This is a genomic window from Proteus hauseri, from assembly GCF_040139125.1.
Classification (GTDB): Bacteria; Pseudomonadota; Gammaproteobacteria; order Enterobacterales; family Enterobacteriaceae; genus Proteus; species Proteus hauseri_B.
Genome location: NZ_JBEEUB010000016.1, coordinates 18034 through 30425, shown reverse-complemented (window position 1 = coordinate 30425; position 12392 = coordinate 18034). Strand labels below are relative to the sequence as shown.

The 12392-nt window shown below is 40.3% G+C and carries 13 protein-coding genes and 1 riboswitch; of the genes, 7 read left to right on the top strand and 6 right to left on the bottom strand.

Going from position 1 to position 12392, the window contains the following annotated elements; translation table 11 throughout:
- The first annotated feature begins 371 nt into the window (after positions 1–371).
- Positions 372–1961: a bifunctional phosphoribosylaminoimidazolecarboxamide formyltransferase/IMP cyclohydrolase gene (gene purH / locus ABN099_RS18360; RefSeq protein ID WP_349465882.1), complete on the top strand. Its 1590-nt coding sequence runs from the start codon at positions 372–374 to the stop codon at positions 1959–1961.
- Positions 1962–1973: 12 nt separating this feature from the next.
- The gene (gene purD, locus ABN099_RS18355) at positions 1974–3263 is read left to right on the top strand and encodes a phosphoribosylamine--glycine ligase (protein ID WP_349465880.1); all 1290 of its coding nucleotides are present in this window, start codon (positions 1974–1976) and stop codon (positions 3261–3263) included.
- Positions 3264–3286: 23 nt separating this feature from the next.
- On the opposite strand, the gene ABN099_RS18350 is transcribed toward purD, so the two are convergent.
- The 6 genes from ABN099_RS18350 to nudC form a co-directional block, all read right to left on the bottom strand.
- Positions 3287–3979, bottom strand: coding sequence for a DUF1481 domain-containing protein (locus ABN099_RS18350; protein WP_349465878.1), 693 nt, complete (start codon positions 3977–3979; stop codon positions 3287–3289).
- A 14-nt stretch (positions 3980–3993) separates the two neighbouring features.
- Complete coding sequence (locus tag ABN099_RS18345; RefSeq protein WP_064718078.1) at positions 3994–4266, bottom strand: HU family DNA-binding protein; 273 nt, start codon at positions 4264–4266, stop codon at positions 3994–3996.
- Positions 4267–4457: 191 nt separating this feature from the next.
- A complete protein-coding gene (locus tag ABN099_RS18340; RefSeq protein WP_349465876.1) occupies positions 4458–5048 on the bottom strand; it encodes a YjaG family protein in 591 nt (196 codons plus the stop codon).
- Positions 5049–5122: 74 nt separating this feature from the next.
- Positions 5123–5791, bottom strand: a complete 669-nt coding sequence (gene nfi, locus ABN099_RS18335; protein ID WP_349465874.1) for a deoxyribonuclease V — start codon at positions 5789–5791, stop codon at positions 5123–5125.
- Positions 5784–6857: a uroporphyrinogen decarboxylase gene (gene hemE, locus ABN099_RS18330; RefSeq protein ID WP_349465872.1), complete on the bottom strand. Its 1074-nt coding sequence runs from the start codon at positions 6855–6857 to the stop codon at positions 5784–5786. Before hemE ends, nfi begins: the two co-directional genes overlap by 8 nt.
- Before the next feature lie 88 nt (positions 6858–6945).
- A complete protein-coding gene (gene nudC, locus ABN099_RS18325) occupies positions 6946–7731 on the bottom strand; it encodes an NAD(+) diphosphatase (protein ID WP_349465870.1) in 786 nt (261 codons plus the stop codon).
- A 151-nt stretch (positions 7732–7882) separates the two neighbouring features.
- Here nudC and ABN099_RS18320 point away from each other — a divergent pair, with 151 nt between their 5' ends.
- The 5 genes from ABN099_RS18320 to thiS all read left to right on the top strand — a co-directional run bounded on the left by ABN099_RS18320 (position 7883) and on the right by thiS (position 12392).
- The gene (locus tag ABN099_RS18320) at positions 7883–8383 is read left to right on the top strand and encodes an HAD family hydrolase (RefSeq protein WP_349465868.1); all 501 of its coding nucleotides are present in this window, start codon (positions 7883–7885) and stop codon (positions 8381–8383) included.
- A gap of 219 nt (positions 8384–8602) precedes the next feature.
- A riboswitch (TPP riboswitch) is annotated at positions 8603–8725 on the top strand.
- A gap of 131 nt (positions 8726–8856) precedes the next feature.
- Complete coding sequence (gene thiC, locus ABN099_RS18315; RefSeq protein ID WP_349465866.1) at positions 8857–10821, top strand: phosphomethylpyrimidine synthase ThiC; 1965 nt, start codon at positions 8857–8859, stop codon at positions 10819–10821.
- Entirely contained in the window at positions 10805–11452 is a 648-nt protein-coding gene (gene thiE, locus ABN099_RS18310; protein WP_349465864.1) for a thiamine phosphate synthase, read from the top strand. The genes thiC and thiE overlap by 17 nt, the downstream gene beginning before the upstream one ends.
- Complete coding sequence (locus tag ABN099_RS18305) at positions 11446–12195, top strand: HesA/MoeB/ThiF family protein (RefSeq protein ID WP_349465862.1); 750 nt, start codon at positions 11446–11448, stop codon at positions 12193–12195. The genes thiE and ABN099_RS18305 overlap by 7 nt, the downstream gene beginning before the upstream one ends.
- On the top strand, positions 12192–12392 hold the full coding sequence (gene thiS / locus ABN099_RS18300) for a sulfur carrier protein ThiS (RefSeq protein WP_349465860.1): 201 nt from the start codon (positions 12192–12194) through the stop codon (positions 12390–12392). Before ABN099_RS18305 ends, thiS begins: the two co-directional genes overlap by 4 nt.

Below are 12392 nucleotides of genomic sequence, written 5' to 3'. Positions count from 1 at the left end.
AAGGCTTTCCACTTTATTTTTCTGTTCTCTCGGCTAACTCACTTAGCGTGGTTTGCCGTGACAACGAGGACGCATTATAGGGAGTTTTCTGAGGCTGGCAATAGTTTTTTTAATAAAAAAAATCGTTTGCTTAATTCCACAGCAAAACCCCCACTTATACCACCTTATCAACAATTTTATCCACAGACTGATGTTCCACTCAAATTTTGAATGCCAAACGCAAACGATTGCGTTATTATACACACTAAATAAGTTAGATTGATTTTGTGTTCCGCTTCTGAAATGTTAGTTAAGCAAACACAATTTCACTGTATTAATGTGATTTAACTTCATCATTACTACCGTAATACAAAAACCAAGGGATAAAACTCATGCAACATCTTCGTCCTATCCGCCGTGCACTATTAAGCGTGTCAGATAAAGCTGGCATTTTAGAATTTGCTAAAGCGCTTGTTGAAAGAAATGTAGAACTCTTATCGACTGGTGGAACTGCACGCCTATTAGCAGAAGCAGGCTTACCTGTTATTGAAGTCTCCGATTACACAGGTTTTCCTGAAATGATGGATGGTCGAGTTAAAACATTACATCCTAAAGTACATGGCGGTATTCTAGGTCGCCGTGGACAAGACGATGCAATCATGGAAGAACACCATATTCGTCCTATCGATATGGTTGTTGTTAATCTTTATCCTTTTGCTAAAACTGTTGCTCGTGCCGACTGCACATTAGAAGATGCTGTAGAAAACATTGATATTGGTGGACCAACCATGGTTCGCTCAGCGGCAAAGAATCACAAAGATGTCACCATCGTGGTTAATAACAATGATTATGAAAAAGTCATTGAAGAAATGGATAACCATGAAAATAGCCTGACATTTGATACTCGATTTGATTTAGCTATTAAAGCATTTGAACATACAGCGGCTTACGACAGCATGATCGCTAACTATTTTGGGCAAAAAGTTGCACCTTATTACGGTGATACTTCTCAGCCTTCTGGTCTCTTCCCTCGTACCTTAAATCTTAACTATATAAAGAAACAAGATATGCGTTATGGTGAGAATGCTCACCAACAAGCTGCTTTCTATATGGAAGAGAATATAGAAGAGGCATCTATTGCTACTGCAACTCAATTACAAGGTAAAGCACTCTCTTATAATAATATCGCGGATACCGATGCCGCTTTAGAGTGCGTGAAATCTTTTTCCGAGCCAGCTTGTGTTATCGTGAAACATGCTAACCCTTGTGGTGTTGCAATTGCGAACACTCTCACACAAGCATATGACAAAGCCTTTAAAACGGATCCAACGTCTGCTTTTGGCGGTATTATCGCTTTCAACCGCCCGTTAGATGCAAAAACGGCAAGTGCTATTGTTGAACGCCAATTTGTTGAAGTCATTATTGCTCCTTCTATTAATAAAGACGCGCTACCTATTTTAGAAACCAAGCCCAATGTTCGTGTTTTAGATTGTGGTCAGTGGCAAGCAGCGAAACCTGCATTAGATTTTAAACGTGTTAACGGTGGACTCTTAGTACAAGACCGTGATTTAGGTATGATAAAAGAAGAAAACCTTAGAGTTGTCACACAACGCCAACCAAGTGAACGCGAATTAAAGGATGCTCTGTTTTGCTGGAAAGTTGCTAAATTCGTCAAATCAAATGCCATTGTTTACGCTAAGGATGATATGACTGTTGGTATTGGTGCAGGTCAAATGAGCCGTGTTTACTCTGCAAAAATTGCAGGAATTAAAGCAGCGGATGAAGGTTTAGAAGTTGCTGGTTGCGCTATGGCATCAGATGCATTTTTCCCATTCAGAGATGGTATTGATGCAGCAGCACTGGCTGGCGTAACTTGTGTTATTCAACCCGGCGGCTCAATTCGTGATGATGAAGTTATTGCTGCCGCAAATGAGCATAACATTGCTATGATTTTTACAGGTATGCGTCATTTCCGTCACTAATAGGATAGCAATATGAAGATTTTAATTATTGGTAATGGCGGTCGTGAACACGCCCTTGCATGGAAAGCCGTTCAATCACCACTTGCAACCCACGTTTTTGTTGCACCAGGTAACGCCGGTACAGCATTAGAAGAGGGGGTGGAAAATGTAGCAATTTCTGCCACAGATATTCCTGCATTAGTTAAATTTGCTAAAGAAAATGATATAGGTCTAACGATTGTCGGACCGGAAGCACCGCTTGTTATTGGTGTTGTGGATGCATTTAAAGAAGCGGGTTTAACTATTTTTGGTCCTACTAAAGGTGCTGCACAACTTGAAGGCTCAAAAGCATTTACTAAAGATTTCTTAGCTCGCCATCAAATCCCAACAGCTGACTACCAAAATTTTACACAAGTCGCACCTGCTCTAGATTATTTAAAGAAAATAGGCGCACCGATTGTTATTAAAGCCGATGGCTTAGCCGCAGGAAAAGGCGTTATTGTTGCGATGACCGAGATTGAAGCCGAAAACGCAATTAAGGATATGCTTGCAGGTAATGCTTTTGGTGATGCTGGTCATCGCATTGTTATCGAAGAGTTTCTTGATGGTGAAGAAGCCAGCTTTATTGTTATGGTTGATGGTGAGCATGTTATTCCTATGGCAACCAGCCAAGATCACAAACGTGTTGGTGATGGTGATACGGGTCCGAATACAGGTGGAATGGGTGCTTACTCTCCAGCGCCTGTTGTTACTGATGCCATCCACCAGCAAGTGATGGAAAAAGTCATTTATCCAACAGTAAAAGGTATGGCGGCAGAAGGTCATTGCTATCAAGGCTTTCTCTATGCTGGTTTGATGATTGATAAACAAGGTGTTGCTAAAGTTATCGAGTTTAACTGTCGCTTTGGTGATCCTGAAACGCAGCCTATCATGATGCGAATGCAGTCAGACTTAGTCGCACTTTGTTTAGCTGGCGCTAAAGGTGAGTTAAAAGGAAAAGACTCTATTTGGGATCCTCGTCCTGCACTGGGCATCGTTATTGCGGCTGGCGGTTATCCGGCTGATTATCGCCAAGGTGATGTTATTTACGGCCTACAACAAACTGAATCTACCACAGCAAAAGTATTCCAAGCGGGTACTACGTTGAATAACAAAGGCAAAGTTATTACTGCAGGTGGTCGAGTATTATGTGCGACGGCATTAGGTGATGATATCGAACAAGCACAAAAAAATGCTTATACATTAGCAAAAGATATTTATTGGAATGGTAGTTTTTATCGCCATGATATTGGCTATCGTGCTATTGCGCGTTTAAAAAAATAAGTTAAAGCGACAAAAGGGAGTGATTACAAACTCTCTTTTGTTGGTTCCCATTTACAAAAATCATGTTCAGCAACCATCAATAATTGGTTACCTTCTGGCGAATCAAGCCATGCTACATAAACGGGTTTACTCGAATTTAATGCCCTTCTTTTTAACCAACGCTGCTCTGGTGCTTCAAATGAGACATTCACTTTTTCGCCAGCACATGTTGTCATGCTATTTTGGCTCCAAACACCTTGTACTAAATTAACTTGCCCAATAGTTAATGCTTCACTGATTTCACGCTCTTTTGACGCAGAGAAAACCATGAATAGACGTTCATCTTCACTTAGTTGTCGTTTTTGACCTCGATTTTCTTGCTGCATAAAAATCGCTTCACCATGCTGATTTAAACGAAGATGCCAAGAAGAAGGATTGGTGGGATTTATAATTTCACTACGGATTTGCCAAAGTTTATTTTGGCGATATTCATAAAATGTGATGATAGTTTCAGGTTTTTGATAAAAGCTATACACACTCATGATGACTTGGGGCTCTGACGCTTGATTATTAAGACGCCATAACCTAACAACACCTTCGTCTGCAATATAACCTGTTGCAGAAAACTCAGGAAGTCGTGGGGTAGAAGAGCAGGCGCTGAGCAAAAATACTAATCCTATTGCTAACAGCCCCTGTTGTCCCAACAAAAGGGGAGTGACTCCCCCTCTATTGTTCATTCCGTTCAAAGGAATTATTTTACAGCGTCTTTCAGTGCTTTACCGGCAGTGAATGCAGGAACGTTTGCAGCTGCAATGGTAATTTCTTTGCCAGTTTGTGGGTTACGACCAGTACGCTCTGCACGGTGATTCACCTTGAATGTACCGAAACCAACTAACTGTACAGAATCGCCTTCTTTCAGAGCACCTGTTACTGAATCGATAAACGCTTCAATAGCAGCTTTTGCTTGAGTTTTTGTCAGATCCGCTTTTTCAGCAACTGATTCGGTTAATTCAGCTTTGTTCATAAAATAGTCCTTAAAGTATGTTTTATCGTTTGAAAAACATCTGGTGAAAAACTTAATTAGTATGTTTAAAAAATACTGATTAAGTAAAAACACCTGAGCCACTTCTTTTCGTTCCCAATGTAAAACATACACTGGGGTGATGTGAAGTCTTTAAACGTCGCTTTTCAAGCACTAAATCACGTTTTCCTGATTTAGTGTGTTAATTCTATACCGATATTGCTCATTCCGGCTTCGCGAAGATCTGTTCGCAGACCTTTTATCAGTTCAATATCTCGTTCTTCGCACTCAACCAACAGGCGATAAATTTCCCATTGGATATCAAATTCGTCAATAACGGCAGGGAGCTCTTTAAGCTCTTCCTCGCTCATTTCTCTTTCTGCTTGTGTCATTTCGAGTGCGGCAACAGTACCTACAGATACTTCACTTACTTCGATAGCATGGCTTAATGATTCTCCACTTAAACGGGAGTGTACAATTTCACTTAATGCAACACAGGCATCAATGGCGGGGTAAACACCATAAATATCAAATTGAGATGCGTCAGGAATAGCTTCTTCTAGCTTTTCCAATTGTGAATCAAAATTCACCTTGGCATCTTTTACCGTTAAAGTTTCCCAAACCAAATCGAGAATACGACGGTAAAGCATTGGATCGGTAAACCCTGTTTCACGGCAAAATACCTGATAGTTAGGATACATTCGCTCACACAGGCATGCCATAAACGTCAGGTGTTGCCAGCCTTCAAGCTTTTCTAGACGTAAATGGATTGGGTTCTTCAACATTCGTAATTACTCATTTTCTTAACTTAGCCGCAGTTTACCTGAAAATTCAGAATATCCACATATTTCCCGACTAATTAGAGCTTATTCTTATTCAATTGCTCAAATATTCGCCTATTTGAAGCAATCCCATCAGCCCAACGTGTAGGTTCAGGCAATCGATAGCCTTTCATACACCGCTCGACCCACTCTAACGCACTCTTCATACTCACTTTATGACCAGGAGAAATATAGAGAGGTTTGCATTTTTTCTTGCTCCGATAAATCCACCCTATTTGTTCATCTTTATCCATTAAGGTTTCATAACTTCCGACATCTTCACTTAATGATTTATCAACGCCACATAAGCGACTTTTAGCAACGCCAATAGTTGGAGTGTCAACAAGCAAGCCAAAATGGCTTGCTACTCCTAGCCTTCTTGGATGAGCAATACCTTGTCCATCAACAAAAATCAGTTCAGGTTTTTGTTTTAATGCCTGCCATGCCGTTAATAACGCAGGGCATTCACGAAATGAAAGTAAACCAGGAATATAAGGAAGTGATGTGGGGATACGAGCGATTTGATATTCAAGAATTTCAAAAGAGGGGTAGTGCAATATTACAAGGGCAGCGCGAGTGACTGCGCCGCCGTCTTCAAAGCCGACATCAGCACCCGCAATGTAAGTCGGTGCTGAAAATTGATCGGTTAAAATAATCTGTTGAGCTTTTTCTGTCTGCTCTTGACGCAGTTGTTGAGTATTAATCATTATCCTGATGATAAGGCTTTGATAAACGGTGAACCGCATCAATAAACGCCCCAGCATGTTCAGGTGGAACGTCTTGATGAATACCGTGCCCAAGATTAAAGACATGACCATTGCCTTTACCAAATCCAGCAAGGATGGTTTCAACTTCCTGTTCAATTCTTGCAGGTGGTGCATAAAGCATTGAAGGATCCATATTGCCTTGTAATGCAACTTTATTGCCTACTCGACGTCGTGCATCTTCAATATCAATGGTCCAATCTAGACCTAATGCATCACAACCTGTTGCTGCCATTGCTTCTAACCAACGTCCACCACCTTTAGTGAATAAAGTGACAGGTACTTTTCTGCCATCATATTCACGAATAAGACCATCAACAATCTTGTGCATATAGTGTAGTGAAAAGAGTTGGTAATCACGTCCCGTTAATACGCCGCCCCATGTATCAAAGATCATGATAGATTGAGCACCCGCTTTAATTTGAGCATTCAAATAGAGAATAACGCTATCTGCTAGTTTATCCAGTAATAGATGCAAAGCTTGTGGCTCGGCATACATCATTTTTTTAATTTTCGTAAATGCCTTACTACTTCCACCCTCAACCATATAAGTAGCGAGTGTCCATGGGCTACCAGAAAAACCGATTAATGGCACACTACCTTGTAATGCCTGACGAATAGCACGAACTGCATTCATCACATAACCTAATTCATCTTCAGGATCAGGAATAGGTAATTTTTTAATATCATCAAGACATTTTATTGGTGATTGAAAACGAGGACCTTCACCGGTTTCAAAATAGAGTCCGAGTCCCATAGCATCAGGAATAGTCAAAATATCAGAAAATAGAATCGCGGCATCAAGAGGAAAACGTCTTAATGGTTGCAGTGTGACTTCACACGCTAATTCTGTATTTTTGCACAATGAGATGAAATCCCCCGCCTGTGCCCGTGTTTCCTTATATTCAGGAAGATATCTGCCTGCCTGACGCATCATCCAAACTGGGGTGACATCAACAGGTTGGCGCAACAGCGCACGTAAATAGCGGTCGTTTTTCAACTCACTCATGACTAACTCCATTAACAGTAATAGGGCCGCAAAATAGCTTATATTGTAACATGTTGGAAAAATAACTGTTGGCAGACTGCACCTTTATTTAGTTTTTTGCTTCATCTTGGCGAATATTCGCTATCGTGTCTTCGATTAAACGTCGGGCTATCGTATCTGACGGTGGAATTTGAGGTAATTCATCATAACGATACCAACCCGCGCTGGTTAATTCTGATGGATCATGTTGTAACTCACCACCATCATAATCAGCCAAGAATCCCATCATTAAAGAGTGAGGGAAAGGCCAAGGCTGAGAAGAGACATAACGAATATTACGAATACGGATATTACTCTCTTCAAAAACTTCACGCGCGACAGCGTCTTCGAGGGTTTCACCGACTTCCACAAAACCAGCTAGCACAGTATAAAGTGGCGAGTGTTTATGCCTGACATGATGCGCTAATAAAATTTTATCTTGGTTTCTAATGCCCACAATAATACAAGGCGCAATTTGCGGATAATAGCGTTCATGACAGTTATCACATAAACAAGCCCATTCGCTTTCACTATGTCTCATTTTTGAACCACAGTAACCACAATAACGATGAGAGCGATAAAACTCTGCTAGTTGTACTCCTCTACCAACGAGTTTAAATAATTTTTCATCTTGAGAAGCAATAAGTCTAGGTGAGCACATATCGTTATCCATTTTGCCATGAATAAGCCAAACATTTTCACCTTGCCATTCACCAACAACTTTAGCTTGTTTACCTATTAGCCCCCAATCTTGAGCCAATCCAAAAGGCAGATCACCTTGTGGTAACCAAACTCGCCCACCAAGGCTGACAGTCCACCAGCCTTTTTCTGTTCCGGTTAATGTATATAAATGCATAACGATGATTCTATCCAAAATGATGATATAGACTAGAGGATACTCTCTTTAAACCAATTATCTCAATGTATCATGTAAAATCCTTATAATTCATCACTATTTTTTTACGAGAATATATAAAAATAATTAATAAGATAGGCGTAAAATAACTATGAATAAAATAATCTCACTCGCCATATTTGATCTTGATGAAACATTATTATGTGGCGATTCAAGTCGTTTATGGACAAATTATCTGTGGGATAAAAAAACCATTCAAGATCCGGCTTTTTTAGCACTTGATAAACAGATGATTTCAAATTACTACGCAGGTAAACTCAATATTGAGCACTATCTTTTTGAACATTTATCTTATTTTAACCATTTCTCTGTAAACACTATTAATCAATGGGTTAATGATTATGTTCAAACCATTATCAAACCATTGCTTTATCCTCAAGGGATCAAGGTTATTGCTCAATATCAGAGAGAAAACATTCCCGTTATTATTATTTCAGCCACCCTCTCTTTTCTTGTCCATCCCATAACAAAATTACTTAATGCAGATACTTCTATGGGCATTGATATGCAAATAAAGGGTGGCTATTACAACGGGAAAGTTGAAGGAACACCGACATTTAGAGAAGGGAAAGTGGCGCGTTTAAATCAGTGAAAAAAAGAGAATAACATTAATAATAGTTATATTTACTTTTATACTGACTCAAGTAATGACTTACCATTATGTTATCAAGCCGATGAGGTTATAACCATTAATGCAGATAATCACTTAGCCAAAATTTCAACAGATAATAGTTGGAAACAGTTACGTTGGAATTTAAATCAATAACAGATATCAGACTTGTAGTTTTTAAAATCTTTCATATACTGAACGTTCTTCTTGTCGGAGTGCCTAGTGTTTATAAGGTTGTTATAAACACAGGCTGAGACCGTTTATTCGGGATCCGCGGAACCTGATCGGGTTAATACCCGCGAAGGGAACAAGAGTGATTCGACCTTTTGATAGCTTCTACACGTATATTTTTTACACACCTATCTGTCGATACTCCCTGCGACCTCCAGACAAGCATTTTTCTCAATATCCACCCGACAAGCTACTAGCTTGATTGATATTTATTAGGAAATGCTATGTCCAAAAAACAATCTATATCTGTTAAAGATATTTCACCAACAGCAACGGCTATTTCAGAAAAACAGCGTCCGAGAAAAGAGCAGCGGGATGCGGCTCAGACATTTATCAGCACCATTCAAGGCGTCAGTTTTCCCAATTCAAATCGAATTTATCTTCAAGGTAGTCGCGTTGATATTCAAATTCCAATGCGTGAAATCCAACTGGCTCAAACACTAACAGGTGGCACAAAAAATGAACCTGTTTTTGAAGATAATGAGCCAGTTCCTGTTTACGATACTTCAGGTCCTTATGGCGACCCAACATCTCAACTCGATGTAAATCAAGGTTTAAACAAAATACGCCAACCTTGGGTTGATGAACGTAACGATACGGAAGTGTTAACACGACTAAGCTCCGATTTTACACAACAACGCCTTTCTGATGCAGGGTTAGAACACCTTCGTTTTCCTTTAAAACCAAGCCCTAAAAAAGCATTATCAGGAAAAAGAGTCACTCAACTACATTACGCACGAAAAGGTATTATCACCCCTGAAATGGAATTTATTGCTATTCGTGAAAATATGGGGCGTGAACGTATTCATAGTGAAGTATTGCGCCAACAACATGCGGGTTTTAGCTTTGGTGCTCATCTACCTGACAACATCACACCTGAGTTTGTACGCCAAGAAGTAGCGGCTGGTCGTGCGATTATTCCAGCCAATATTAATCACCCAGAATCAGAGCCAATGATTATTGGCCGTAATTTTTTGGTAAAAGTAAATGCAAATATTGGTAACTCCTCTGTGACCTCTTCAATTGAAGAAGAAGTTGAAAAGCTAATTTGGTCAACGCGTTGGGGGGCTGATACGGTAATGGATCTCTCGACAGGTCGCTATATTCATGAAACTCGTGAGTGGATTATTCGTAATAGCCCAGTACCAATTGGTACGGTGCCCATCTATCAAGCGTTAGAAAAAGTAAATGGCGTTGCTGAAGATTTAACCTGGGAAATATTCCGCGATACCTTACTTGAACAAGCTGAGCAAGGCGTTGACTATTTTACAATCCATGCTGGAGTACTATTACGTTATGTACCAATGACGGCAAAACGCCTAACGGGTATCGTTTCTCGTGGTGGTTCAATTATGGCGAAATGGTGCTTATCACACCATAAAGAGAATTTTCTCTATGAACATTTTCGTGAAATTTGCGAAATTTGTGCCGCCTATGACGTATCACTTTCACTCGGTGATGGACTAAGACCAGGTTCAATTCAAGATGCCAACGATGAAGCCCAATTTTCTGAATTACATACTCTGGGCGAGTTAACAAAAATTGCTTGGGAATATGATGTTCAAGTGATGATTGAAGGTCCTGGTCATGTACCCATGCAGATGATCCGCCGCAATATGACGGAAGAGTTAGAGCACTGCCACGAAGCACCTTTTTATACCTTGGGACCACTAACTACTGATATCGCACCGGGTTATGACCATTTTACCTCTGGTATCGGTGCTGCAATGATTGGCTGGTTTGGTTGTGCCATGTTGTGTTACGTCACTCCCAAAGAACACCTTGGTTTACCTAATAAAGAAGATGTAAAACAAGGTCTTATTACTTATAAGATCGCAGCACATGCTGCCGATTTGGCAAAAGGGCATCCCGGGGCACAGATTCGTGATAATGCGATGTCTAAAGCCCGCTTTGAATTTAGATGGGAAGATCAGTTTAATCTGGCGCTCGATCCTGAAACTGCACGTAAATACCACGATGAAACTTTACCTCAAGCATCAGGTAAAGTGGCGCACTTCTGCTCAATGTGTGGTCCTAAATTCTGTTCAATGAAAATAACCCAAGAAGTTCGCGATTATGCAGCAGGTATGGAACAGATGTCTCAAGCCTTTAAAGAGCATGGTAGTGAGCTTTATCATAGTGCAGAAATTGCGAATGTAGAGGTTGCTGATAATGAACAGATCCTCTAATACCCCCTTTGCACCAACAGAAAAAAAACTTGGACTTTACCCTGTTGTTGATTCTATAGAATGGATTGAACGCCTGCTAAAAACAGGCGTTACCACGCTTCAATTACGTATAAAAGATAAACAACCAGAAGACGTTGAACAAGAGATTATCACAGCGATAAAACTAGGTCGCCATTATCATGCTCGTATTTTTATCAATGATTACTGGCAATTAGCGATAAAACATCACGCTTATGGTGTTCATCTTGGTCAAGAAGATCTCGATATTGCTGATCTCGATGCCATTAAACAAGCAGGATTATGTCTTGGCATTTCCACTCATAACGAATTGGAATTAGAGAGAGCAAAATTATTACGCCCTTCTTACATTGCATTAGGGCATATTTTCCCAACCACCACCAAAGATATGCCTTCTCAACCACAAGGGATAGAAGCACTTCGTCAACAAGTTAAGCAAACACCTGATTATCCTACTGTTGCTATTGGTGGTATTTCATTAGAAAGAGTACCTGATGTAGTTGCTACTGGTGTTGGTAGTGTTGCCCTTGTCAGTGCGATTACCAAAGCCGCTGACTGGCAACAAGTAACTCATAAGTTGTTGGAATTAGTCGAGGGGAAACCATCATGCTAAATGACCATGAGTTTATGCGTTATAGCCGACAAGTAATGTTAGAAGACATTGGGTTAGAAGGACAAAATAGACTTCAGCAAGCCAAAGTACTGATTGTCGGTCTTGGTGGCTTAGGTTCTCCTGCTGCACTTTATCTTGCTGGTGCTGGTGTAGGTGAATTAATTCTTGTTGATGATGATGATTTGCATGTTTCTAACCTACAACGTCAAATTCTTTATCGTACAAAAGATATTCCTGATGCTAAATCAGAAATTGCTAAGCAGTCACTACTCGCCTTAAATCCTGATATCACCGTTACGGCATACAAACAAAGATTAAATGGCGATTCATTACCTGATTTAGTAAAACGCGTCGATTTGGTGCTCGATTGTACTGACAATATGCTCACTCGACAGGCTATTAATCATGCTTGTGTAAAACAGCAAACTCCTTTTGTCAGCGGCAGTGCGGTAGGTTTTAGCGGTCAATTAATGGTGTTTGAGCCCCCATTTACTCAAGGCTGCTATCACTGTCTTTACCCTGATAATAACGAACCACAAAGAAATTGCCGCACCGCGGGTATTTTAGGTCCTGTTGTTGGTGTCATTGGCACACTTCAAGCTCTTGAGGCAATTAAATTACTTTCAGGTTTACCAAGTTCTTTGAGTGGAAAACTGCGTCTTTTCGATGGTAAAAAACAGAGCTGGAGCACTTTACGCTTAACACCATCAGCCTCGTGCTCAGTTTGTCGGGGAATATCATGAACATTATAGTTAATGATGAATCTTTATCTCTGGATATGCCTGTCACTATCCGTCAGCTCCTTATTCAGTTAGAGCAGCCATCCATTGGGGTGGCACTCGCTATCAATGAAACAATAATTCCTCGTGATAACTGGGAAACTCATTTTATTAACGATGGCGATACTATTCTTCTCTTTCAAGCAATAGCAGGGGGCTGA